A 24535-nucleotide genomic window follows, 5' to 3' on the forward strand; every position below is an offset into this window, starting at 1 on the left:
ATACGCGAGAGTCCAGGTCGGCCGGGGCGTCGGTGATGCGGGTCGTGCGGGTCGTGCGGGGCGGGGCGGGGCGCCAATGACGGTTGCCGTGCGGGGGCGTGTGGTCGTGGGGGCGGGCCCTCGCCTTCAGCCGAGGTCCGTTTGCGCTGTTCCCTCCGCCCGCCATCCCCGCAGCACCGTCTCCACCCCTGCCGAGATCCGCCGTCGCGCCTCGTGCCGTGCCACCCCGCTCATCAGCAACTGGTCGTAGCGCGTGTCCACATGCCGTACGGATGCCACGACCGCCGAGATCACCGCGCCCTCGGACAGCGCCCGCCCCGCCGCACTGCGCCCCACCCGGCCGCTGCCCCGCGCCGAGGCATGCTCGGCGATCGCCCGCGCCCGGTCCGCCGGGCATCCCGGGAAGAGCCGCCGTATCTCCGCCGCGAAGGAGTCGGCGAACCGCATGTCCTGAGCCGCCCGCCGCGCCGCGTCCCGGACTCGGCGTCGCCGACGTGCCTCCGCGTCCGCGAGGCAGCGCGCCTCGGCCCGGGCCAGCCCCGTCTCCTCGACGAGGACGCCCTGCCGCTCGTAACGGCCCTTGCGCCGGTTGAAGCGTACGACCACCGCCGACAACGCACTCTCCTCCCGCGACCGGCGCGTCAGCGCAGTGTCACCGCGCGGCAGGAACACCAGGTGCCCGAGATCCGCACAGTCGAGGCACCGCGGCGCACCGTCCTCCAGCACGAGCAGCGACAACGGCCCGCCGCGACACTCGGCGCAGTGCCGTCTCCGCAACGGCTGGATGACGAGAAGTCCGGTCCGGAGCGGGGGAGTTGCGAGCGACGCCATAGGGGGTTCATTCCCGCTGCGAAACCCACTTCCCCCACCTGCTCGCCGCCCGCCGTGCCCAAGAGCGGAACGCAGCCCGACCCCGGCCTGACGCATCATGGGCCATGTGCGACTCGAAGCGATCACCTGGGACCGGCTCGGCGACCTCCTGGCCGAGCGACTGCTCGACCTGAAGCCGGCCGACGGCAGTCCCTGGCCGCGCATCGCCTTCGACGGCGCCCCGGCGGCCTGCCCGGGCGACCTCGCCGACCGGGTCTCCGAGGCACTGCGCATACGCGGCCGTCCCTCGCTGGTCGTCGGCACGGAAGGTTTCCTGCGCCCCGCCTCGCTCCGCCTGGAGTACGGCCACCAGGACGTGGAGGCCTACTACGACGGCTGGTTCGACACAGGTTCCCTCTGGCGCGAGGTCTTCGGCCCCCTCGAAGCCGACGGCGACGGCCGCGTCCTGCCCGACCTGTGGGACCCCACCACGGACCGCGCCACCCGCAGCCCCTACGTCCAACTTCCGCCCGGCGGCTTCCTGTTGCTGCACGGCCCCCTTCTGCTGCGCCACTGGTTCCCCTTCGATCTGACCGTCCATGTCCTCCTCTCGCCCGGCGCCCTGCGCCGCCGCACTCCCGATGCCGAGCACTGGACCCTCCCCGCCTTCGAGCGCTACGAGGACGAGACCGATCCGGCCGGTACGGCCGACGTCCTGGTACGCGCCGACGATCCGCGACACCCGGCGTGGAACGGCTGATCCGAACCGGCGTGGAAGGGATCCGGCAAACCGCTTTTATATGCGCATGCATTTAATTACGCTGTCCTCATGACGACCTCCTCTGGCGCTTCCGTCGCCTTCGACGGCTCTGTCCGCGCCCTCCTCGACGGCAAGAACTTCGCCTCCGTCGCCACCCTCGGCCCCGACGGCGCCCCGCAGAACTCGGTGGTCTGGATCAAACGCGAGGGCGACACCGTGCTCTTGTCCTCCACCGACGGACGCCAGAAGGTGCGCAACCTCCGCCGCGACCCCCGCATCAGCATCTCGGTCTTCGACCTCGCCAACCCCTATACCTCGGTCGAGATCCGCGGCACCGCCGAGATCCTCCCGGACGAGGGCAAGCGGCTCCCGTACGACCTCTCGCACAAGTACCTCGGCATCGACCCGCCCGCCGAGAAGGACGACGAGGTCCGCGTGATCATCCGGGTCGTCCCACGGAAGATCGTGGGCTTCTCGGCATGATTCGCCGGACGGGCCATGGGCCCGGGGTGCGTGCGTCGGGCTGCGCGACGAGAATGTAGGGCGCCGGGACTTGCGGTGCTTCCCCTCGCGCCGCGCCGGCCGTCCGGCACCGGGAGGTACTTCATGACCACCGCCGGAGACATCATGCACCGTGGGGCCCAGTGGATCCCCGCCCACGAGACCCTGGACCGCGCCGCCCAGCTGATGCGCGAGCTGAACGTCGGAGCGCTGCCCATCAGCGACGAGAACGAGCGGCTCTGCGGCATCCTCACCGATCGCGACATCGTGGTCGGCTGTGTGGCCATGGGGCGTGACCCCGCCAAGGTCACCGCGGGAGAGATGGCCCATGGCACCCCCCGCTGGATCGACGCGAACGCCGATGTCAGCGAGGTGCTCCACGAGATGCAGGAGCACCAGATCCGCCGGCTCCCCGTCATCGAGAACAAGCGCCTGGTCGGCATGATCAGCGAGGCCGACCTGGCCCAGAACCTGCCGGAGGACCAGATCGCGTCCTGGGCCGGGAGCGTCTACGCCAGGACTTCTGACCGCCGCTGAACCCGTTCCGCCCGGTCGCCCCGGCCGTCAGAGCCAGCCGTTGCGCCGGAATCCGCGGTACAGCACCAGACACGCGACGGATATCACGCCGATCACCATGCCGTAGCCGTACCGCCAGTGCAGCTCCGGCATGTGGTCGAAGTTCATGCCGTACACCCCGCAGACCATGGTCGGTACGGCGACTATCGCGGCCCACGCCGTGATCTTCCGCATGTCCTCGTTCTGCGCGACCGTCACCTGCGCGAGGTGCGCCTGCAGAATCGAGTTGAGCAGTTCGTCGAACGCGGCGATTTGTTCCTTGGCTCGCAGCAGATGGTCGGAGACGTCGCGGAAGTAGGCCTGTATCTCCGGATCGACCACCCGGATCGGCCGGGTGGCGAGATCCTCGAGCGGTCGGCCGAGCGGGACCACGGCTCGCTTCAGCTCCAGGAGTTCACGCTTGAGCTGGTAGATGCGTCCCGCGTCGACTCGCGCGCCGTTCTCCGCGAACACGGCCATCTCGACCAGGTCGATGTCCGCCTGCACGGCGTCGGTGACGTTCAGGTAGTCGTCGACCACGTGGTCCGCGATCGCGTGCAGCACGGCCGCCGGTCCCTTGGCGAGCTGCTGGGGAGCGGCCTCCAGCTCCTCGCGCAGCGGGCCCAGTGAGCCGTGCCGTCCGTGTCGTACCGTGATCACGAAGTCATGGCCGACGAACACCATGATCTCGCCGGTGTTGACCACCTCGCTGGTCGCCGTGAGTTCCTCGTGCTCGACGTAACAGACCGTCTTGAACACCGCGAACAGCGTCTCGCCGTAGCGCTCCAGCTTCGGGCGCTGGTGGGCCTCCACCGCGTCCTCGACCGCCAGCGGATGCAGATCGAAGAGCTCCGCGATCCCCGCGAACTCCTGGTCCGTGGGCTCGTGGAGACCGAGCCAGACGAAGCCGTCGCGGTTCTTGCGCACCCGTTCCACCGCGTCGACCAGATCGACGCCGGCCGGGAGCCGGACGCCGTCCCGGTACGTCACGCAGTTCACCACCGAGGACCCCAGCGGGGACCGGGCCGGGTGGCTCAGGTCGACGCGCGGGCGCCGCCGTGCCAGCCGTGCCACCTTGCGGAGGCCGCCGACCCTGCGGAGGCTCGTGACCTTCCGCAGATTCCCTGCCATGGACATCTGGATCTCCTTGCGTGGATCTCCCTCGTACCGCGTTTCCGCGTCCTGGCGAGCCAGTTTGCCAGCTCGGGGTGAGGGCCGGGTAAGCCTGTGGGAACAGGGGGCTCCGCTTTGTTCCCGGCTGTGGACAACGGATACGACCGGGACGGGGGGATCACCGGGCGGAGTGTGGGCCATCTCGTCGTAGGCGCCGCGTCAACCGCTCCGGACAAGACGGGTAACTGGGATGATCGCGGCATGATGCGAACCGACGGGTATCTCCTCGACAACCGGCAGACCGAGGCGGCGGAGCGTTTCGACGCTTTCGCCACCCTCTTCGACCCCACGACCTTCCGGCACCTCGAAGCGTTCGGCATCGGACCCGGCTGGCGCTGCTGGGAGGTCGGCGCCGGCGGCACCTCGGTGGTGTCCTGGCTGGCCAAGAAGGTCGGCCCGACCGGACGGGTCGTCGCGACCGACATCGAGACCTCGCGCCTCGCCGCGGCCGCCCGCCCGCCGGTCGAGGTACGCGTCCACGACGTCGGCGCCCAGGAGCCGCCCGGGGAGGGGTTCGACCTGGTCCACGCCCGGCTCGTCCTCGTCCATGTGCCGGACCGGGAAAGGGCGCTGCGATCGATGGTCAAGGCCCTGCGCCCCGGCGGACGGATCCTGATCGAGGACGCCGATCCCGCCCTGCAGCCCCTGCTCTGCCCCGACGACCACGGCCCCGAGCAGCAGCTGGCGAACCGGCTGCGGCAGGGCTTCCGCCAACTCCTCGCCGACCGCGGCGCCGACCTCGCCTACGGCCGCAGGCTTCCGCGCCTGCTCCGTGAGGCCGGTCTGCGCCGGGTGGAGGCCGACGCGTACTTCCCGGTCACCTCGCCCGCCTGCGCCGCCCTGGAATCTGCCACGATCCGCCAGATCCGCGACCAGCTCGTCACCGCCGGCCTCGCCACGGACGAGGACATCGACCGCCACCTCGCGAACGTGGCCTCGGGTGCCATGGACCTCGCCACGGCACCGATGATCTCGGCATGGGGCCGTAAGGCGTAGGAGAACAGCGGTAGAACAGCGGTAGTTGACCCCGGGAGCCCCAGGCCCGGCGCCACGGGTGGGCGGCGCGGCCGTTGTCGGCCCGCTGTCGGCCGTCCGCTGTCGGCCGTTCAAGGGCGGTCCTCCCGACGAGCTCCCGTCAGCCGTCCACAAGCGCCCGCCCCGCTCTCGTCAGCGATCATCGGCGATCGCCCCACTCTCGTCAGCTGTTCACCGGCGGTCGACCCCCCACCCGCTCCACCGCCGCCGACCCCGCCCGGCACCCCTCCGCTGCCGCGGCCTCGGGCCCGGCGCCTATGAGGAGGGCGGCGAGGAAGGCGCCCGTGAACGCGTCGCCGGCTCCGGTGGTGTCCCGGGGTGTCGCGGGTATCGCGGGGACGTGGGCGACCACGGTGCCGGAGCGGGCCACCAGCGCACCCTCCGCGCCCTGCTTGGCGACCACCAGCGGGACGTGGCGGCTCAGCTTGGCCGCCGCGTCCGCCGCATCGGGCAACCCCGTGAGCAGGCATGCCTCGTCACGGCTGGGCAGCAGAACGTCCACGCCCTCGACGAGCGCCAGGAAACGGTCGACCCCCAGCTCCACGAGGAAACCGGTCGACGCCGGATCCATGCTCACCGGCACCCCACGTGCGCGTGCCGCCTCCAGTGCGACCGCCACCAGCGCGCGGCTCGGCTCGGAGAACATCAGGTAGCCGGACAGATGCAGCCGCGCCACCCCGTCGAGCAGCGCGTCCGACCAGTCCTCGGGCGCGAGTCGCAGCGCCGCGCCGCTGTCCGTGAGGAACGTCCGCTCGGCGGCGGCACCCGTGTCGACGAGACAGATCACCGTCCCGGTCGGCGCCTCGGGGTCGACGATCAGCCGGGGACGCACGCCGCACGCGACCAGCTCCCGCTCGTGCCACGCGGCCGAGTCCGCGCCCACCCGTCCGAGCAGCCGCACCTCTGCACCGCCTCGGTGAGCGGCCCAGCACGCCACGTTGGCGCCCGCCCCGCCCGGCACCGTCCGGATCGCCGCCGCGGTGTCCGTACCCGCCGCGAGCGGCCCCCGGTGCCGGGCCACGACGTCCGTCACGACGTCTCCGACGACCAGCAGCGCGCCGTCCGGGTGCACTCCGCCGCGCCGGTGATCCGCGGCGGCCGTACCGCGCCCAGCCCGCTCCGTCACGCCCTGGCCCAGGCCGCCGCGATCCGCGCCGCCAGCCGTACGTTGCCGCGCACCGCCGCGAGATTGGCGGTCAGCGAGGCGCCGTCGGTGTGCTGCACCAGGTAGTTCAGCAGGAACGGCGTGACTCCCTGCCCCGTGACCCCCGACTCCTCGCACGCGTGCAGCGCGTCGGCGAGCACGCGCGCGTGCAGCTCGGGATCCAGCTGCTCCTCCTCGGGCACCGGGTTGGCGACGATCAGTGCCGACTCGGGCCCGTCGATCGCGTCCTGCGCCCGCATCACGTCCGCCACCTGCCCGGGGCTGTCCAGCGTCCACTCCACGGGATGTCCCGAGTCGGACAGGTAGAAGCCGGGGAACCGGTCCGTGCCGTAGCCGGCCACCGCGACCCCCAGCGTCTCCAGCCGCTGCAGTGTCGCCGGCACGTCCAGGATCGACTTCACACCCGCGCACACCACGGTGACCCGTGTCCGGGCCAGCAGCCCCAGGTCGGCCGACTCGTCCTGCGTCACCGTCCACTCCCGGTGCACTCCGCCGAGCCCGCCCGTGGCGAACACCCGTACGCCCGCCAGTGCCGCCAGCAGCGCGGTCGCCGACACCGTGGTCGCCCCGCTCGCCCCGGAGGCGACCGCGAGCGGCAGGTCACGGTGGCCCAGCTTGCGGATGCCGTCCTCGTTCGCGACCCGCTCCAACTGCGTCTTGTCCAGGCCGACATGGGGTCGTCCGTCCAGCACGGCGATCGTCGCGGGCACGGCACCCTGCTGCCGTACGACGGCCTCCAGCTCCAGAGCCACCTGCAGATTGCGCGGGCGCGGCAGCCCGTGCGCGATGATCGTGGACTCCAGGGCCACCACGGGTTGACGCGCGTCGATCGCGTCGCGCACTTCCTCGGACACCACCAGCACCACGTGCCTGCCTCCTGTCGGTCGGTCTTCCCTCATCTCTGGCGGGCGGCGCACCCCGTCAAACACTTGCGGCCTGTGGGGGACGACACCAGCCTGGGCAGCATGACGGACAACACGACACGTCTCGACCATGTCGTCCTCTGGGTGCAGGACCCGGTGGCGGCGGCCGACTTCTACGAGAAGGCGGTCGGCATGGAACCCCTGAGGATCACCGACTTCGCCGCGGGGGCGGTGTCCTTCCCCTCCGTACGGCTCAATGACGAGACCATCTTCGACCTCATGCCGCTCTCCCTGGCGGAGACCATGAAGATGGTCCCCGGCGCCGCCGACAGCGCGGGCCACCCGGTCAACCACGTCTGCCTGGCCCTGCCCGGCGACGACTTCGAGGCACTGCGCGCCCGCCTGGAGGAACGGTCGGTCCCCGTCTCGGACTTCTCGTACGACTCCTTCGGCGCGCGCGGAATGGCCCGGCGGAGCTTCTACTTCCGCGATCCGGACGGCAATGTCTTCGAGGCGCGACACTACAACTAGCGTGCGAGGGGGCCACGCGCGCGTGGCCCCCTCCCTTTTTCGAGGGCTTGACCCCTCATTTTGAGAGACGTCAGACCGGCCGTACGCCGTCCAGCGCGCCGTGCGGGTTCAGCACGTACTTGCGGCTCGCGCCCTGGTCGAACTCGGCGTAGCCGCGCGGGGCGTCATCCAGCCCGATGACGGTCGCGTTGACGGCCTTGGCGATGTGCACGCGCCCGTGCAGGATCGCCATCATCAGGCTCCGGTTGTACCTCATCACCGGGCACTGTCCGGTGGTGAAGCGGTGGCTCTTGGCCCAGCCGAGCCCGAGCCGCACCTTGAGCGTCCCCATCTTCGCGTCCTCGTCGACGCCTCCAGGGTCGTCCGTGACGTACAGCCCGGGGATGCCCACGGCGCCGCCCGCGCGCGTCAGGCCCATCAGCGAGTTGAGGACGGTCGCGGGCGCCTCCGGGGCGTCCTTGCCGTGGGCCCGTGCCTCGAAGCCGACCGCGTCGACCGCCGCGTCCACCTCGGGCTCCCCGAGGATCTCGGCGATCTGCTCCTCCACGCTTCCGCGCGACACGTCGACGGTCTCGCAACCGAAGCTCCGCGCCTGGGCGAGGCGTTCGGCGTTGAGGTCACCGACGATGACCACGGCGGCACCCAGGAGCTGCGCCGACGCGGCCGCGGCCAGTCCCACCGGGCCGGCCCCGGCGACGTACACCGTCGAGCCGACGCCCGCGCCGGCGGTGACCGCGCCGTGGAAGCCGGTCGGGAAGATGTCCGACAGCATGGTCAGGTCGAGCAGTTTCTCGCGCGCCTCGTCCCGGTCCGGGAACTTCAGCAGGTTGAAGTCCGCGTACGGGACCAGCGCGTACTCGGCCTGGCCGCCGACCCAGCCGCCCATGTCGACATAGCCGTAAGCGGCCCCCGGACGAGCGGGGTTGACGTTCAGACAGATGCCGGTCTTGCGCTCCTTGCAGTTGCGGCACCGCCCGCAGGCGATGTTGAACGGTACGGAGACGATGTCGCCGACGTCGATGAACTCGACGTCCGGACCCCGTTCGACGACCTCTCCGGTGATCTCGTGTCCGAGGACCAGCCCCTCGGGCGCGGTCGTCCGCCCGCGCACCATGTGCTGGTCGCTGCCGCAGATGTTGCTGGCGAGCACCTTGAGGATCACCCCGTGCCGGCACTTACGGCCGACGTTGCGCGGAGCGACCCCCGGCCCGTCCTGGAGTTCCAGCGTCGGGTGGTCGATGGTCCTGACCTCCACCGCCCCCGGCTTGAGATACGCCACTGCCCTGTTTCCGCTCATGCGTGATCGCCGTCCCTTCGGCTCCGCGTCTTGCGGATGCCAGTCGGATGCCAGCGGCTGTGCGCATGGCGGAGTCTGCTACCGCCTCGGCCTTCCGGCCAGCCGTCGCGCGCGCCGTGTCGCCCGACGGCTCAGAACAGCGGCTCGGGCAGCACACCCTCCAGGGCCAGCAGCTTCCGCTTGGTCTCCAGGCCGCCCCCGAACCCGCCGATGCCGCCGTCGCTCTCCACGACCCGGTGACAGGGCACGACGACCGGCAGCGGATTGGAGCCCATCGCCACGCCCACCGCCTGGGCCGCGCCCGGCTGACCCACGCGCCCCGCCAGATCGCCGTACCCGACCACCGAGCCGAACGAGACGCCGGACGCCAGCTCGCGCAGCACCTGACGGTTGAAGCCCGAGATCAGCGACCAGTCCAGAGGCAGCTCGAAGTCGTGCCGCTCACCCGCGAAGTACGCCTCCACCTGGCGTATCGCCTCGGCCAGCAGCGGGGAGGCGGGCGCCTCGACGGGCTCGCCTCCCAGCCGGGACGCGAGCCGGTCCAGCGCCTTGTCGCGGACCTCGTCCGTGGCGTGGAACACCACATTGACCAGACCCTCGCGGGTCGCGGCCAGCAGCAGCGGACCGATGTCGGTGGCGACGACGGTCCACACGATCTGCCGCTCGTCCTGCCCATCGCTGTTCATGCGATCCACCGTACGGGCCACCACTGACAACGCCCGTGCGAGTGCCCGAGGAGCCGAGGCTCCCCGGCCGGTCGGGGTTCTTCAGTCGCAGCGCAGCGCGGCGCGCACCACGTCCGGTTTGTTGCTGATGACGCCGTCGACGCCGTACCCGGCGACCTTACGGGCGGTGGCCGCGGTGTCGACGGTCCAGGTGAGGACCTTCAGCGGCCTGCCGTGCGGACCCTTGAAGGAGTGGACGGCGGAGACGTACCTCCCGGAGAGGGAGCTGTGCGAGGGGTTGATCTGGTCGGCGAAGGCCGCGTACGCGGACAGGTTCGCCACGGACGGCGTACCGAGGAAGCCGGTCCTGACGCCGGGTTGCAGTTCGTGGACCGCGCGCACGCTGGCCGCGCCGAAGCTCTGCACGATCAGCCGGCCCGCGAGGTGCTGCCTGTCGAGCCAGCCCTCGTTGCCGAGGACCTTCAGGGTGTGGCCCTCGATGCCGGGATACAGGTCCGGGTTCTTGATCTCCAGGAGGAGCTTCTGATGGTGGACCTCGACGCGGCGCACGTACTGCTTGAGCGTGGGCACGCGTGCGCCCCTGTACGCGGGGCCGAACCAGCTGCCCGCGTCGAGGTGCGCGATCTCTGCGGCGGTGAAGTCCCGCACCTTCCAGGGCGCCCGGCCGGGGAAGACCTCCTCGACGTCGGTGGTGCGCCGCAGATTGTCGTCGTGGAGGACGACGAGCTCGCCGTCCTTGGTGCGCTGGACGTCGTTCTCGACCCAGTCGATGCCCAGCGCGGCCGCCTTGTCGACGGCGGCCAGGGTGTTCTCGGGCGCGTAGGCGGAAGCACCCCTGTGGGCGATGACCGTGGGGCGCGTGGCGGCCTCGGCGGCGCGGACGTCGGAGGTGGGAAACAGGGACGCGGCGGTCCCCAGGAGCGCGGTGGTCGTGGCGGCAAGTGCGCGCGCGTGCATGCGTACTCCTCGCGTCGAGCGATCACGGACAGCACAACTGTGACAGCAGAGGGTCAACAGTAGAGGGGTGCAGAATGGCCACAAGTTGAATGAGGTTGTCCCGAGTCCGCTCACTGATGCCGCACAACTGGGGCAAGGGCGTGTTTCTTTGCCGGAAAATCGTTCGACCATTCCGGTGGGAGTCATACTCTCTGCGTCAACCCTGACCGCTCGGGCGGTCCTGGGAAGGGGCGCACATCAGGGAATTCCGGGAAGCAAAAGGGCGGAAGGGTAGCCGCGCATGCAAGGCACGGTCGACGGATTCAGCTACGGACTCGTCACACCGCTGGTGGCTTACCTCATGGCCTGCCTGGGCGGGGCCCTCGGCCTGCGCTGCACCACCAGATCCATGCTGGTCGGCAACTCCTGGCGCCCCGGATGGCTGGCACTCGGCTCGGCCGCGATCGGCTCGGGCATATGGACCATGCACTTCGTCGCGATGATGGGCTTCAAGGTCGAGCAGGCGCCGATCCACTACGACAGGGCGACGACGTTCGCGAGTCTGGGTGTGGCCATCGTGATGGTGGGCATCGGGATCTTCATCGTCGGCTACCGGGGTGCGGCCGGAACGGCCCTGATGACCGGCGGTGCCATCACCGGCCTGGGCGTCGCCTCGATGCACTACCTGGGCATGGCCGGCATGCGTCTCAACGGCAAGCTGGAGTACGACACCTTCACCGTGGCCGCGTCCGTGGTCATAGCCGTCGTCGCCGCCACCGCCGCCCTGTGGGCCGCCGGGCAGGTGCGCGGCTTTCTGTGGAGCGTGGGCGCGAGCCTCATCATGGGGCTCGCCGTGACCGGCATGCACTACACGGGCATGGCCGCTCTCAGGGTCCATCTGCACAGCACCAACGCCCCCACCGGGGGCGACTCCGCGACCTCCCTGATCGCGCCCATGATGATCGGCCCGCTCGCCTTCCTGCTCCTCGCCGGCGTCGTCGTGATGTTCGACCCGTTGATGGTGATGGGGAAGCCCGCCTGGACCCCGGTCGAGAACAAGCCGGGTGTTCCCGCCCGCGAACTGGTCTCCCACCCCGCCCCCCGCCGCCCCTCCCTCCGCACCCGCCGGAACCTGGGCCACCGGGACTCCCGCACCCCGCAGAACCGCTGACCGGTCAGGTCCGCCGAGGCCCCCGCGTGCAAAACCGCTGATCCGGCCGCGTTGTCAGTGGGGGGTCGTACGGTTGGTGACATGCGGCCCGTTTCCCACATCGAACGCACGGTGGCGCCCTTCGAGGTCGTCAGCCCGTACCAGCCCAGCGGCGACCAGCCCGCGGCCATCGCCGAGCTCGCCCGGCGCATCGAGGCCGGTGAGAAGGATGTCGTCCTGCTCGGCGCGACCGGCACCGGCAAGTCCGCCACCACCGCGTGGATGATCGAGAAGCTCCAGCGACCCACCCTCGTGATGGCGCCGAACAAGACGCTGGCCGCTCAGCTGGCCAACGAGTTCCGGGAGCTGCTGCCGAACAACGCAGTCGAGTACTTCGTCTCGTACTACGACTACTACCAGCCCGAGGCCTACGTCCCGCAGTCGGACACCTACATCGAGAAGGACTCCTCGATCAACGAGGAGGTCGAGCGGCTGCGCCACTCCGCGACCAACTCGCTGCTCACCCGCCGCGACGTCGTCGTGGTCGCCTCGGTGTCGTGCATCTACGGCCTCGGCACTCCGCAGGAGTACGTGGACCGCATGGTCCCCCTCAGGATCGGCGACGAGATCGACCGGGACCAGCTGCTGCGCCGCTTCGTGGACATCCAGTACACGCGCAACGACCTGGCCTTCACCCGCGGCACCTTCCGCGTCCGCGGCGACACCATCGAGATCTTCCCGGTCTACGAGGAACTCGCCGTCCGCATCGAGATGTTCGGCGACGAGATCGAGGCCCTGTCCACCCTGCACCCGCTCACCGGCGAGATCATCAGCGACGACCAGCAGCTGTACGTCTTCCCCGCCTCCCACTACGTCGCCGGCCCCGAGCGCCTGGAGCGGGCCGTGAACGACATCGAGAAGGAGCTCGGGGAACGCCTGGCCGAGCTGGAGAAGCAGAGCAAGCTCCTGGAGGCCCAGCGCCTGAGGATGCGCACGACGTACGACCTGGAGATGCTCCGCCAGATCGGCTCCTGCTCCGGAGTCGAGAACTACTCGATGCACTTCGACGGCCGCGAGCCCGGTTCCCCGCCGAACACCCTGCTGGACTACTTCCCGGACGACTTCCTGCTCGTCATCGACGAGTCCCACGTCACCGTCCCGCAGATCGGCGCCATGTACGAGGGCGACGCCTCCCGCAAGCGCACCCTCGTCGACCACGGTTTCCGGCTGCCCTCAGCCCTGGACAACCGCCCCCTGAAGTGGGAGGAGTTCCAGGAGCGCACCGGGCAGACCGTCTACCTGTCGGCGACCCCCGGCAAGTACGAGCTCTCGCGCGCGGACGGCGCCGTCGAACAGATCATCCGCCCCACCGGCCTGATCGACCCGGAGGTCGTCGTCAAGCCCACCGAGGGCCAGATCGACGACCTGGTGCACGAGATCAGGGGGCGCGTCGAGAAGGACGAGCGCGTCCTGGTCACCACCCTCACCAAGAAGATGGCCGAGGACCTCACCGACTACTTCCTCGAGCTCGGCATCCAGGTGCGCTACCTGCACAGCGACGTCGACACCCTGCGCCGGGTCGAGTTGCTGCGCGAGCTGCGGTCCGGCGAGTTCGACGTGCTGGTCGGAATCAACCTCCTCCGCGAGGGTCTCGACCTGCCCGAGGTGTCCCTGGTGGCGATCCTCGACGCCGACAAGGAGGGCTTCCTGCGCTCGGGCACCTCGCTCATCCAGACCATCGGCCGCGCGGCGCGCAATGTCTCCGGCCAGGTCCACATGTACGCCGACAAGATCACCCCGGCGATGGAGAAGGCCATCGAGGAGACCAACCGCCGCCGGGAGAAGCAGGTCGCATACAACGAGGAGAGGGGCATCGACCCCCAGCCGCTCCGCAAGAAGATCAACGACATCGTCGCGCAGATCGCCCGCGAGGACATCGACACCGAGCAGCTGCTCGGTTCCGGCTACCGCAAGCTGAAGGACGGCAAGGGCGCCAAGGCTCCCGTGCCCGCTCTCGGCGACAAGGCGGCCAAGGGCACCAAGGCCGCCAAGGGCAAGGCCAAGGAGGCGGTGCCGACCGACCGCCCCGCAGCCGAGCTCGCCGGGCAGATCGAGGAGATGACCGAGCGCATGCGCGCCGCCGCAGCCGACCTCCAGTTCGAGATCGCGGCCCGGCTGCGCGACGAGGTCTCCGAGATGAAGAAGGAACTCCGCCAGATGAGGGAGGCCGGCCTGGCCTGAGGGTCCACGAAGGGCCGGTCACCGACCGGATCGGCGCCTTCCGAGATCCGTCACCCCCGGTGCATGCGTGCTGTGTTGCAAGACCGACACAAAGTGCGGACCGGGGTACGGCACTGTCAGTGACCCTGCGTAGGGTTCGGGTCATCCGCGGATCCCGCGGCAACAGGGGAAATACGAGAGGGGACCAGCCCGTGGTGGACGTATCCAAGGGCGGCGCGCCCGGCGGCGGCGTCAATCTGACCAAGGGTCAGGCCATCAGCCTGCAGAAGAGTGACGGTGGCAGCCTGACGGCCGTGCGCATGGGTCTCGGCTGGCAGGCGGCGCCCCGGCGCGGTCTGTTCGGCTCGCGCACCCGGGAGGTCGACCTCGACGCCTCGGCCGTCCTGTTCGCGGACAAGCAGCCGGTCGACGTCGTCTTCTTCCGCCACCTGGTGAGTGACGACGGCTCGGTGCGCCACACCGGCGACAATCTCGTCGGCGGCGTGGGTCAGGGCGGCGACGACGAGGCGATCCTCGTCGACCTGGCGCGGGTGCCGGTCCACATCGACCAGATCGTCTTCACCGTGAACTCCTTCACGGGCCAGACCTTCCAGGAGGTGCAGAACGCGTTCTGCCGCCTGGTCGACGAGACCAACGGCCAGGAACTCGCGCGCTACACACTCGCGGGCGGCGGTGCCTACACGGCGCAGATCATGGCCAAGGTGCACCGCACGGGCCCGGGCTGGACGATGACGGCCCTCGGCACTCCGGCCAACGGCCGCACCTTCCAGGACCTGATGCCGGCGATCCTGCCGCACCTGTAGGGCGGCACGGCGGGCAGCACTCGACACAACGACACAGGGGGAGAAGGCGATGACGGCCGAGCTGGTGCGGGGACAGAATCACCCGCTCTCCCAGGCCCGTCTCGAGGTCCGGGTCGCGGCCGGCACGCCGATCGTGGCGGGGGCCACGCTCGGCGACGAGCACGGCAAGGTGCACGGTGTCGAGTGGGTCGCCCACCCGGGCGCCCCCATGTTGCCGGGGCTCGAGGTCTCCCGTCAGGCGGCCGCCGACCACCGTCTCGCGGTCGACCTCGGCGCCGTGCCGGAGGCAGTGCACCGGGTCAGCGTGCTGCTCGCCCTGCCCGCGGCGGGCGGGGGAGGACCGGCGAGCTTCGGCGCCGTAGCCGCCCCGTTCGTCGCGGTCACCGACCTCGACGGCACCCAGGTCGCCAGCTACACGATCACCGGTCTGGACGCCGAGTCGGCCGTCGTCGCCCTGGAGCTCTACCGCCGCCAGGGCGCCTGGAAAGTCCGTGCCGTCGGACAGGGGTACGCGGGCGGACTCGCCGAGCTCCTCACCGACCAGGGCCTGCCCGAGGCCCACCAGCTGGCGACCGGCATCAACGAGGCGGTGGCCCGGGGCCTGGCCCGCTCGCTCCCGGCCCCGCCGCGCCCCACGGACCCCGACCGCTCCCGACAGACGGCCGCACCGGCCCTCGGCGGCGACCAGGGCGGCCCCGCGCCCCAGGGGACCTCCAGCGTCGTACCGCAACAGCCGATGCCCCCATACGGAACGCAGGCACCAGGCGTCCCGGCACAGCCCACGTCTCCGTACGGCCCGCAGGGCACTCCGGCGGCCGGCGCCCCCCAGCAGCCCGGCGCGCCCTACGGCACGCAGGACGCCCCCGCGGCAGGCACACCGCAACAACCCACATCCCCCTACAGCGCGCAGCCCCCCGCGGCAGCCGCCGCACCGCAGCCCGGCCACCCCCAGGGGCCCGCGCCCGAGGACACCTCCGCGGTCGCCCACACGCCCGGTGCCACCCCCGGCGGCGGCCCGATCGACTACAGCCACCCGCGGCGGCAGAGCGCGGCTCCGCCGCCCCCGCCGACGGCGCCCCCGGCCCAGCCCGGACAGCCGGCGCAGCCGGTCGCGGGCGACGCCACCGGGTGGTCCATGGACGAGCGGCTCTACAACCAGGTGTGGGGCATGTTCGAGGACCTGGCCCGCACCATGGCCGCGTACCGCAGCGCCGTCGACTTCGCCGACTCGCGCATGGAGAAGGAACTCGACCAGGCTCTGTCCGACCCGCGCAGTCGGCTCGGGGGACAGGGCGACGCCGCGCGGGAGACGGCCCGGGCCAAGCGCTCCCAGCTCGTCGACCGGGCCAGAGCGGTCCTCGACCGGGACCTCGCCCAGCTCACCGCCGAGGCCGACGTCGTCGAGCCCGCGCTGCCGCCGGCGTACGCGCGCTGGGACAACCCCGTGTGGCACGGCTACCGCGTGCCGATGGAGGTGCCCATGGCCCTGCGCCTCGGAGACCTGCACCTGCCCGAGGCCGCCGAGCTGCGGATACCGTTGCTGGTCCGCCTGCCGTTGGAGCGCGGTCTGTGGATCGACAGCGGAGCGGCCGGGTCGCTCGACGGCTCGTTCACGGACTCCTACGACCTGGGACGCCTCGCGATGGAGACGGCGGTGGCGCACGCGGCCCGGCTGCTGGCCGTGTATCCGGCGGGCGAGTTCACCGTGCACGTCATCGACCCCGCCGGTTCGGCGGCCCAGCCGCTCGCTCCGCTGGTGCGGACGGGTGTGCTCGCCGCCCCGCCCGCCGTAGGGGCGGCAGGCGTGGCGGACGTCCTGGGCCGGCTCACCGAGCGCGTCGACCTGGTGCAGATGGCGGTGCGCGCGGGCGCGGCCGACTCGCTCCCGCCCGGTCTCGACACCGCCGAGCAACTGCTGATCGTGAACGACTTCCCGCACGGCTTCGACGACCGCGCCGTGACCCGGCTCCGCTACCTCGCGGACGAGGGACCGGCCGTCGGCGTCCACCTGATGATGGTCGCGGACCGTGAGCAAGCCGCCGAGTACGGCCCGTTGCTCGACCCGTTGTGGCGTTCGCTGCTACGCCTCACTCCGGTGCCGGACGACCACCTCGCGGACCCGTGGGTCGGGCATGCCTGGACGTACGACCCCTCGCTCCTGCCGCCCGGCAGCCAGGTGCTCCAGCAGGTGCTCACCCAGGTCGCGGCGGCTCGCACCAAGTACACGTAAAGGCTTCTGACCAGCTGGTTTGACCCTTATTTTGCCAATCGCTTTACCTTTCCTTGGTGATTGGGTACCGTTGTCGCCACGGAGGGGAGTACTCCCTGTCGACTGCGGCGTACCCGTCAATACGGATCAGGCCAGATCCCGGGGCGTCGGCCCATCCTGGGTGGAAGAGACCTCCGGCAGCGCGACGACGCTGGTTACTTGCCGTTACGTATCTGCCGGAGGCGCAGTGGATGTTTCCCTGACCCTGTGGGTCCTGACGATCGTGGGCCTTGCCGCCCTCATCGCGGTCGACTTCTTCATCGGCCGCAAGCCGCACGACGTGTCCATCAAGGAAGCCGGAATCTGGACGATCGTCTGGATCGTCCTGGCCGGACTCTTCGGACTCGGCCTGCTCGTCTTCGCCGGCGGCCAGCCCTCCGGCGAGTTCTTCGCGGGCTTCATCACCGAGAAGTCCCTGAGTGTCGACAACCTCTTCGTCTTCGTTCTGATCATGGCGAAGTTCGCTGTGCCCTCGCAGTACCAGCAGCGGGTGCTGCTGGTCGGTGTCCTCATAGCCCTGGTGCTGCGAGCGATCTTCATCGCGGCCGGTGCGGCGATCCTCGCCAGCTTCTCGTGGGTCTTCTACCTCTTCGGCGCCTTCCTGATCTGGACCGCCTGGAAGCTCATCCAGGAGGCCCGCGCCGACGAGGAGGACGAGGAGTTCGAGGAGAACAAGCTGCTCAAGGCCGCCGAGCGCCGCTTCGGCGTGGCCGACCGCTACCACGGCACCAAGCTGTGGATCCAGGAGAACGGCAAGCGGGTCATGACCCCGATGCTGGTCGTGATGCTCGCGATCGGTACGACGGACGTCCTGTTCGCGCTCGACTCGATCCCGGCGATCTTCGGTCTGACCCAGGACCCGTACATCGTCTTCACGGCCAACGCGTTCGCGCTGATGGGCCTGAGGCAGCTGTACTTCCTGATCGGCGGCCTGCTCAGGAAGCTGGTCCACCTCAGCTACGGCCTGTCGATCATCCTCGGCTTCATCGGCGTCAAGCTGGTCCTGCACGCGCTGCACGAGTCCGGGGTCCACGTCCCGGAGATCAGCATCCCGGTCTCCCTCGGCGTGATCTGCGCCGTCCTGATCGTCACCACGATCACCAGCCTGCGAGCGTCCAAGAAGCAGGCGGCGGCCGAGGCGGCGCAGGAGCAGAGCGAAGGCGCTCCGAAGGACAGCATCGAGGCCTGACCACGTCGGACGTAGGAACAACCACCACCGGGAGCGGTGCTCGGCGAATTGCCGACCACCGCTCCCGGTGCTTCGTTGGGACCGAGCGTTCCCCGCCCGGGGACGCCCCTCGTCCGGGTGGGAGGCACCCATGAAGTTCGTCCAGATCATCGACTTCGAGACCGACCGCATGGAAGAGATGGGGGATCCGGCTCAGGCGATGCAGGAGCGGGCCGCAGGCAGCGGCCCCACGAACAGCCTCGTACGACTGCGACGTGCTGGAGATGACCGAGTTCAAGTGACGCCTACGGGTCCCCGCACACCGATCAGTCCCGGCGGGCGAGGCGGACGCGAGCCGCAGCATGGAGGGCGCCCTTACGGTGCGTACATCGTGCATGCCGCGTCAACTGCCCATGGTGGTCGCGGGTGACGGGGGCGCACGGGCGCGCGGCGCGCGTCAGTACGTGACGGTGATGCGCCGGGCGGGGCCGTCGACGCGGACCGTGCCGCCGTAGGGGATGACGAGTTGTGGATCGGTGTGCCCGAAGTCGACGTCGAGAACGATCAGGGTGTCGGGGGCGTACGCCCGCATGGCGCGCAGTACGGCATCGCGCTGCTCGGCGGCGTAACGAGCGGCCTCCTGCGGGCTGTTGGGGCGCTCGAAGGACCAGGTCCTCGCTCGGCCCATCAGCAGTGCGGAGAAGCGGTGGAGCAGCCCGCGCTCGCCCATGCTCCGCAGCGTGCAGAAGACCTCCGTGGCACTCGGCATGTCCTCCGAGGTCTCCAGCAACAGCACTCCGCCGTCGTACTCCGTCAGGTCGTGCGAGACCTCTCGGTCGGCCATCAGCAGCCAGCCGATGATCTCCAGGCAGCCGCCCCAACTCCGGCCCTCGACCACCCGGTCGGCGTTCACCCAGGTCCACCCGGAGCCGGGCCGGGTCTGGGGCTCCGCGTCGAAGGTCGCGGGGTCGGCCCAGTCGCGGTCGACGTCGTTCCAGCGCTCGGCGGGCCTGAGCTCGTACTCGCCGGTGGTGAACAGCGCGGCCCGCAGGGATTCGGCGGTCTGCGGATGCATGGCACCGGGGCGGCCCAGCTCGCACATCACGGACGTACCGTGGTAGCCGACGATTCCGGCATTGCGCAGATAGGCGAGCAGGTTCGTGTTGTCGCTCATCCCGAAGAAGGGCTTCGGGTTCGCGGCGATCAACTCCCGGTCCAGCAGCGGCAGCACGGTGATCTGGTCGTCGCCGCCGATCGACGCGACGACCGCCTTGATGTCCGGGTCCGCGAAGGCGGCGTGGATGTCGTCGGCCCGCTCCTGCGGTGTGGAGCCCATCCTGCGCGTCGCCGGATACTCGACGGGTTCGAGTCCGTAGTCCTTGCGCAGTCGCTCCAGCCCCAGCTCGTAAGGGCGCGGGAAGAGCCCGGGCAGACCGGCCGACGGCGAGATCACGGCTATGCGGTCGCCGGGCGACGGCTTGGGCGGGTACGAGATCGTCGTCATGGGGGGAGGGTATGGGCCGACGGCCCGGCCGTGCACCGTGATAAACCGGGTCTGAGCAGCGGTCCTCGACGGATCGCCCACCCTGAACGGACCGGAGGAACCGTGCCCCGTACCCTGGCCAACGCCCCGATCATGATCCTCAACGGCCCCAACCTGAACCTGCTCGGCCAGCGCCAGCCGGAGATCTACGGCTCCGACACCCTCGCCGACGTCGAGGCCCTGTGTGCCAAGGCGGCGGCCGCGCACGGCGGCACGGTGGACTTCCGCCAGTCCAACCACGAGGGCGAGTTGGTCGACTGGATCCACGAGGCGCGGCTGAACCACTGCGGGATCGTGATCAACCCCGGCGCCTACTCGCACACTTCGGTCGCGATCCTGGATGCGCTCAACACCTGTGACGGCCTTCCGGTGTTGGAGGTCCACATCTCCAACATCCACCAGCGTGAGTCGTTCCGGCACCACTCGTACGTCTCGCTGCGTGCCAACGGGGTCATCGCGGGGTGCGGAGTGCAGGGGTACGTGTTCGGGGTGGAGCGGGTCGCGGCGCTGGCGGGGGCGGGGCAGGCCGACGCGTAAGCGTTTACGCCCCCCCCCGCGGCCCACTCAGAGCCGGCCCGCCTCCACGATCCGTCGCAGAAAGCGTTGCGTGCGTTCCTCCTGCGGGTCGCCGAAGATCTGCTCGGCGCTGCCACGCTCCAGCACCACGCCGCCGTCCAGGAAACACACCTGGTCGGCGACGTCGCGGGCGAAGCCCATCTCGTGCGTGGCCAGCACCATGGTCATGCCGTCGTCCTTCAGGTCGCGCACCACGGCGAGGACCTCTCCCACCAGCTCGGGGTCGAGGGCGGCGGTGACCTCGTCGAGCAGCAGCAGCCGGGGACGCACGGCCAGGGCGCGCACGATCGCGACCCGCTGCTGCTGTCCGCCGCTCAGCCGGTCCGGGTACTCGCCCGCTTTCCCTGCGAGGCCGAGCCGCTCCAGCAGCTCACGCGCGCGTGCCTCGGCCTCCGCACGGGACACGCCGTGCACCCGGCGCGGGGCAAGGGTGATGTTCTCGAGAACCGTCATGTGCGGGAACAGGTTGTACGCCTGGAAGACCACGCCGATGCGGCGGCGTACCGCGTCCTGGTCGACACGCGGATCGGTGATCTCCTCGTCGTCCAGCCAGATCGCCCCGTCGTCGATGTCCTCCAGGAGGTTGGCGCACCGCAGCAGCGTCGACTTGCCGGAGCCGGAGGCGCCGATCAGCGCGGTCACCGTGTGCGGGGCGACCTCCAGGTCGACGTCCCGCAGCACGACCGTGCCGCCGAACGTCTTGCGGACCGACTCCATGCGCAGCACGGGGGCGTCACTCATAGGGATCCTCCCTGGGCCCGCTTGCGGTCCATCCGGGCCGTCACCCAGTCCGTGAACCGCGTCATGGGGATGGTCAACGCCACGAAGACCAGGCCCGCGACGATGTACGGCGTGTAGTTGAGGCTGCGGCCGACGATGATGTCGGCGGCCCGTACGGCGTCCACCGCGCCGCCGATCGACACGAGCCCGGTGTCCTTCTGGAGCGACACCAGGTCGTTGAGCAGGGGCGGCACCTGACGGCGTACGGCCTGGGGGAGGACGACGTACCGCAGCGCCTGTCGGTTGTTGAGGCCGAGCGAGCGGGCCGCGGCGCGCTGCGAGGGGTGGACGGACTCGATGCCTGCGCGGAACACCTCCGCGACGTACGCCGAGTACGTCAGCGTCAGCGCCGTACCGCCCAGCAGTACCGGGTCGACGGTCACGCCCTGCAGCCGCAGCGCGGGGACGCCGAGGACCACGATCATCAGGTTGATGATGAGCGGCAGGCCCCGGAAGAAGTCGGTGTACGCGGCGGCCAGCACCCGCAGCGGGAAGAAGACCGGGCCGCGCAGTGTGCGCGCGACGGCGATGAGCATCCCGAGGACCAGTACGGCGACACCGCAGATCAGCAGCAGCCGGACGTTGAGCCACAGTCCTTCGAGGACCTTGGGCAACGCCTCGCGCGCGTACTCGGCGCTGAAGAACGTCTCCTTGGTGCGTGGCCAGCCCGGCGCGTTGACGACGACCAGATAGAGGACGACGCCCGTGACCAGGGTCGAGAGCGCGGCGATCGCGGTGGCGCGGCGGGAGCGGGCACGCTTGTAGGCCTCGCGGTCGATCCGCCGCTGCGAGGGGACGTACCCCTCGCCGTCTCCCGGCCGGCCCGCCTCGCCCTCGCCGGTCACGTCGCCCTTGTCGTCCGCGCCCTCCTGGCCGGACTCGTCCTTCGTGAGCGTCACTTGAGCACCGGGGCGTCGACGGCGTCGGACAGCCACTGCTGCTCGAGCTTCGCCAGCGTGCCGTTCTCGCGGAGGGTGTTGACGGCGTCCGTCACGCACGAGGTGAGCGCGCTGCCCTTGTCGAGCACGAGCCCGAACTGCTCCGGCGTACCGCCCTGGTTCTCGAACTGCCCCACGATCTTCGCGTCCGTCACCTCGGCCGCGGTGATGTAGAAGGCGGTCGGCAGGTCGACGACGATGGCGTCGACCTGGCCGTTCTTCAGAGCGGACTTGGCCTGGTCGTTCTTGGCGTAGGCGGCGGGCTCCTGCGTCGGCTTCACCACGTCGTCGATGTAGTTGAGGCTGGTGGTGCCGACCTGGGCGCCCAGCTTGAGGCCCTTCAGGTCCGCGAGGCTCGTCGCCTTCGCGGCCTTGCTGTCCTTGAGGGCGATCACGGCCTGACGCACGTCGTAGTAGCCGGACGAGAAGTCCACGGCCTTCTTGCGCTCGTCACTGATCGAGACCTGGTTGATGTCGAAGTCGAACGTCTTCTCACCGGGCGCGAAGGCCTTGTTGAAGGGGACGCTCTGCCAGACGACGGCACTCTTGTCGTAGCCCAGCTCCTTCGCCACGGCGTATGCCACCGCCGACTCGAATCCCTCGCCGTTCGCGGGCTTGTCGTCCTTGAACCACGGCTCGTACGCGGGCTCGTCGGTCGCGATGGTCAGCTTGCCGGAGGTCTCGGTGGCCAACTTGCCCTTGGCACAGGTGGTCCCCGCCGACCCCGAAGGCGTGTCGGCGGCCTTCTCCTCCGGCTGCGGAGCGCAGCCGACGGCGGTGGCGAGCAGGGCTGTGGTCGCGGCGGCGACGGCGCGGTGCAGCGCGCGCGAGGCAAGATGCATGGCGGGAGAGTGACAGTCCGTCGCCCCGTTTGTCGAGGTCACGGCAGGATTCGTCCGCATAGTGGGAACGGGTGTTGCGTTCTTGTGAACGCGCCCCGTGAAGTGCGGCTCGCCGGGGCCGCCGGCCGAGGGCGGGGATCGAGAGGCCGGCGGCCCGTACCGCGCAGGAGCCGTCATCCTGTGCGGGGCTGTCACCAGTTGACTGTGCAATTACGTGCGCCGGGAGCGTGCGCATGGCACCGGCGCGTGTGAAGGGTTCACACGGGGCGTGTGAAACCGGAGTTGGTGCGGCGCGCGCTCGCCGCCGCCCGGCGCGTCCGGCAGTTCGGCGAAGCCGGGCCGTGCGCCGGAGCTCACCACTTGCGAGCGCCGGGGCTCACCACCCGCGCGCGTGCCACTCCGGCAGATGCGGTCGCTGGGCACCCAGGGTCGTGTCGTTGCCGTGCCCGGGGTACACCCAGGTCTCATCCGGGAGGGCGCCGAAGATCTTCGTCTCGACGTCGTGGATCAGGCTGGCGAACGCCTTCGGGTCCTTGCGGGTGTTGCCCACGCCGCCCGGGAACAGGCAGTCGCCGGTGAACACATGGGGATGGCCGTGCGGGTCGTCGTAGACGAGGGCGATCGAGCCCGGCGTGTGGCCGACCAGATGGCGCGCGGTGAGCTCCACGTGCCCCACGCGGATGGTGTCGCCGTCGTCGACCAGGACGTCGGTCGGTACGGGGATGCCGTCGGCGTCCTCCCGTCCCGCGTACGTGCGCGCGCCCGTGGCAGCGACGACCTCGGCGAGCGCCTGCCAGTGGTCGCCGTGCCGGTGCGTGGTGACCACCGACGCGATGCCGTCGTCGCCGATGCTGCCGAGCAGGGTGCCCGCGTCGTTGGCGGCGTCGATCAGCAGCTGCTCGTCCGTGGCCCGGCAGCGCAGCAGATAGGCGTTGTTGTCCATCGGGCCGACCGCGATCTTGGTGATCATCAGGTCCGACAGTTCATGCACGTCGGCCGGGCCACCGACCTTCACCGCTCCGCTGTACGTCATGGCGGCCAGCCTATAGCGGAGGACGGGGGAGCGGCCCGGCCGAAGCGGAGCGGACTACAGCGGGGGAAGGGCCGGCAGCGAGCCGCCGTCCACGGTCAGGCCGGATCCGTCACGGCGTCCGGCGAGCCAGCCCAGCAGATCGGCCCGGCGGCCGGTGACGGTGATCTCCGCCGCCCCGTCGCGGCCGGTCGTGATGTGCCGACCGTCGTCCTGCTCGATCAGCACGGCGGGCACGTCGGGATGGCCCCGGAAGCGGTCGGCGAGGAAGTCGATCTCGCGCCGGGTGAACTCCTCGGGGAGGTCCTCCAGCTCGTACCCGATCCCGAGGTCCACGTGGTGCAGCTCCGTCTCGATCCACCGCCGGAACGGCACCCGGGACGCCGCGTCGGTGACCCCGCCCCGCAGCTCGACGGTGCGTGACCAGTCCGCCGGAGCGGCCCCCGCCTCCTGGAAGCGGGCCGCGCTGTCGCGCAGGTCGGCGAGCTGGACGTCGAGGGAGCGCGGGGCGTCCCGTTCGATGTCGGCGTCCCGGGCGTCCCCGGACACGTACATGGGACGGCCTGCGAGGACGTTCACCAGGGCGTCCGCGTTGCGGGCCAGGTGGGCGAGGATGTGGCCGCGGGTCCAGCCGGGCAGCCGTGACGGCTCGGTCACAGCCGCGTTGTCCAGTTTGGCGACTGCGATGAGCAAGCGTTCGGTCGCGTCACGTACAGACGCCAGGTCATGCGCGTGATCCATCATGCTGCTGACCCTAGCCGCGCCACACCTTTGGGTGAAGGTGGTGAAGCAGTGCCGTTAATCGAATGCACGTGCTATATGGTCGGGCGTGGCGTGGGGCATGCTGGATGGCCGGGGATTGTTATGCCTCCTGGGAATCCGA

General features: G+C 70.4%; 24 protein-coding genes. 11 read left to right on the forward strand and 13 right to left on the reverse strand.

Annotation, left to right across the window (positions count from 1 at the left end):
- Positions 1-126: 126 nt before the first annotated feature.
- Entirely contained in the window at positions 127-831 is a 705-nt protein-coding gene (locus ADK57_RS32875) for a DUF2293 domain-containing protein (RefSeq protein ID WP_053753300.1), read from the reverse strand.
- Between the two features lie 97 nt (positions 832-928).
- Here ADK57_RS32875 and ADK57_RS32880 point away from each other — a divergent pair, with 97 nt between their 5' ends.
- The 3 genes from ADK57_RS32880 to ADK57_RS32890 all read left to right on the forward strand — a co-directional run bounded on the left by ADK57_RS32880 (position 929) and on the right by ADK57_RS32890 (position 2608).
- Positions 929-1570, forward strand: a complete 642-nt coding sequence (locus ADK57_RS32880) for a uridine kinase (protein WP_053753301.1) — start codon at positions 929-931, stop codon at positions 1568-1570.
- Between the two features lie 69 nt (positions 1571-1639).
- Positions 1640-2053: a PPOX class F420-dependent oxidoreductase gene (locus ADK57_RS32885; RefSeq protein ID WP_053753302.1), complete on the forward strand. Its 414-nt coding sequence runs from the start codon at positions 1640-1642 to the stop codon at positions 2051-2053.
- 123 nt (positions 2054-2176) lie between these two features.
- On the forward strand, positions 2177-2608 hold the full coding sequence (locus tag ADK57_RS32890; RefSeq protein ID WP_053753303.1) for a CBS domain-containing protein: 432 nt from the start codon (positions 2177-2179) through the stop codon (positions 2606-2608).
- Between the two features lie 27 nt (positions 2609-2635).
- Here the strand turns inward: ADK57_RS32890 and ADK57_RS32895 are convergent, their stop codons facing one another.
- A complete protein-coding gene (locus ADK57_RS32895) occupies positions 2636-3763 on the reverse strand; it encodes a magnesium and cobalt transport protein CorA (protein ID WP_053753304.1) in 1128 nt (375 codons plus the stop codon).
- A gap of 237 nt (positions 3764-4000) precedes the next feature.
- On the opposite strand from ADK57_RS32895, the gene ADK57_RS32900 reads away from it, so the two are divergent.
- Positions 4001-4795: a methyltransferase domain-containing protein gene (locus ADK57_RS32900; RefSeq protein ID WP_053753305.1), complete on the forward strand. Its 795-nt coding sequence runs from the start codon at positions 4001-4003 to the stop codon at positions 4793-4795.
- Between the two features lie 202 nt (positions 4796-4997).
- On the opposite strand, the gene ADK57_RS32905 is transcribed toward ADK57_RS32900, so the two are convergent.
- Positions 4998-5906, reverse strand: a complete 909-nt coding sequence (locus tag ADK57_RS32905; protein WP_053753306.1) for a carbohydrate kinase family protein — start codon at positions 5904-5906, stop codon at positions 4998-5000.
- 50 nt (positions 5907-5956) lie between these two features.
- The gene (locus tag ADK57_RS32910; protein ID WP_053753307.1) at positions 5957-6865 is read right to left on the reverse strand and encodes a pseudouridine-5'-phosphate glycosidase; all 909 of its coding nucleotides are present in this window, start codon (positions 6863-6865) and stop codon (positions 5957-5959) included.
- Between the two features lie 99 nt (positions 6866-6964).
- Between ADK57_RS32910 and ADK57_RS32915 the strand changes: the two genes are divergently transcribed.
- Positions 6965-7393 (forward strand): VOC family protein, encoded by a 429-nt coding sequence (locus tag ADK57_RS32915; protein WP_053753348.1) that lies wholly within the window; start codon positions 6965-6967, stop codon positions 7391-7393.
- 70 nt (positions 7394-7463) lie between these two features.
- Here the strand turns inward: ADK57_RS32915 and fdhA are convergent, their stop codons facing one another.
- The 3 genes from fdhA to ADK57_RS32930 all read right to left on the reverse strand — a co-directional run bounded on the left by fdhA (position 7464) and on the right by ADK57_RS32930 (position 10333).
- Positions 7464-8690 carry a formaldehyde dehydrogenase, glutathione-independent gene (gene fdhA, locus ADK57_RS32920; protein ID WP_053753308.1) on the reverse strand — a complete coding sequence of 409 codons (1227 nt, stop codon included), beginning with the start codon at positions 8688-8690 and terminating at the stop codon, positions 7464-7466.
- Positions 8691-8821: 131 nt separating this feature from the next.
- Positions 8822-9376, reverse strand: coding sequence for a methylated-DNA--[protein]-cysteine S-methyltransferase (locus tag ADK57_RS32925; RefSeq protein WP_053753309.1), 555 nt, complete (start codon positions 9374-9376; stop codon positions 8822-8824).
- Positions 9377-9457: 81 nt separating this feature from the next.
- Positions 9458-10333, reverse strand: a complete 876-nt coding sequence (locus tag ADK57_RS32930; protein ID WP_053753310.1) for a glycerophosphodiester phosphodiesterase — start codon at positions 10331-10333, stop codon at positions 9458-9460.
- 280 nt (positions 10334-10613) lie between these two features.
- Between ADK57_RS32930 and ADK57_RS32935 the strand changes: the two genes are divergently transcribed.
- From ADK57_RS32935 to ADK57_RS32955, 5 genes are all read left to right on the forward strand, one after another.
- Positions 10614-11483, forward strand: a complete 870-nt coding sequence (locus tag ADK57_RS32935) for an MHYT domain-containing protein (RefSeq protein WP_053753311.1) — start codon at positions 10614-10616, stop codon at positions 11481-11483.
- A gap of 81 nt (positions 11484-11564) precedes the next feature.
- The gene (uvrB, locus tag ADK57_RS32940) at positions 11565-13703 is read left to right on the forward strand and encodes an excinuclease ABC subunit UvrB (protein ID WP_053753312.1); all 2139 of its coding nucleotides are present in this window, start codon (positions 11565-11567) and stop codon (positions 13701-13703) included.
- Between the two features lie 236 nt (positions 13704-13939).
- Complete coding sequence (locus ADK57_RS32945) at positions 13940-14506, forward strand: TerD family protein (RefSeq protein WP_053753349.1); 567 nt, start codon at positions 13940-13942, stop codon at positions 14504-14506.
- Positions 14507-14555: 49 nt separating this feature from the next.
- Positions 14556-16736 (forward strand): TerD family protein, encoded by a 2181-nt coding sequence (locus tag ADK57_RS32950; protein ID WP_053753313.1) that lies wholly within the window; start codon positions 14556-14558, stop codon positions 16734-16736.
- 226 nt (positions 16737-16962) lie between these two features.
- A complete protein-coding gene (locus ADK57_RS32955; RefSeq protein WP_199830734.1) occupies positions 16963-17964 on the forward strand; it encodes a TerC/Alx family metal homeostasis membrane protein in 1002 nt (333 codons plus the stop codon).
- 436 nt (positions 17965-18400) lie between these two features.
- Here ADK57_RS32955 and ADK57_RS32960 read toward each other — a convergent pair whose 3' ends face one another.
- Positions 18401-19447, reverse strand: coding sequence for a S66 family peptidase (locus ADK57_RS32960; RefSeq protein ID WP_053753314.1), 1047 nt, complete (start codon positions 19445-19447; stop codon positions 18401-18403).
- Positions 19448-19549: 102 nt separating this feature from the next.
- Between ADK57_RS32960 and aroQ the strand changes: the two genes are divergently transcribed.
- Positions 19550-20023 (forward strand): type II 3-dehydroquinate dehydratase, encoded by a 474-nt coding sequence (gene aroQ / locus ADK57_RS32965; protein ID WP_053753315.1) that lies wholly within the window; start codon positions 19550-19552, stop codon positions 20021-20023.
- Between the two features lie 27 nt (positions 20024-20050).
- Here aroQ and ADK57_RS32970 read toward each other — a convergent pair whose 3' ends face one another.
- From ADK57_RS32970 to ADK57_RS32990, 5 genes are all read right to left on the reverse strand, one after another.
- Positions 20051-20803, reverse strand: a complete 753-nt coding sequence (locus tag ADK57_RS32970; RefSeq protein WP_053753316.1) for an amino acid ABC transporter ATP-binding protein — start codon at positions 20801-20803, stop codon at positions 20051-20053.
- A complete protein-coding gene (locus ADK57_RS32975) occupies positions 20800-21741 on the reverse strand; it encodes an amino acid ABC transporter permease (RefSeq protein ID WP_053753317.1) in 942 nt (313 codons plus the stop codon). Before ADK57_RS32975 ends, ADK57_RS32970 begins: the two co-directional genes overlap by 4 nt.
- Positions 21738-22622: an ABC transporter substrate-binding protein gene (locus ADK57_RS32980; RefSeq protein WP_053753318.1), complete on the reverse strand. Its 885-nt coding sequence runs from the start codon at positions 22620-22622 to the stop codon at positions 21738-21740. The genes ADK57_RS32975 and ADK57_RS32980 overlap by 4 nt, the downstream gene beginning before the upstream one ends.
- A gap of 376 nt (positions 22623-22998) precedes the next feature.
- Positions 22999-23655 carry an MBL fold metallo-hydrolase gene (locus ADK57_RS32985; protein WP_053753319.1) on the reverse strand — a complete coding sequence of 219 codons (657 nt, stop codon included), beginning with the start codon at positions 23653-23655 and terminating at the stop codon, positions 22999-23001.
- 54 nt (positions 23656-23709) lie between these two features.
- Entirely contained in the window at positions 23710-24396 is a 687-nt protein-coding gene (locus ADK57_RS32990; protein ID WP_053753320.1) for a maleylpyruvate isomerase family mycothiol-dependent enzyme, read from the reverse strand.
- Positions 24397-24535: the final 139 nt, after the last annotated feature.

This window comes from Streptomyces sp. MMG1533 (assembly GCF_001279775.1).
Lineage (GTDB): Bacteria > Actinomycetota > Actinomycetes > Streptomycetales > Streptomycetaceae > Streptomyces.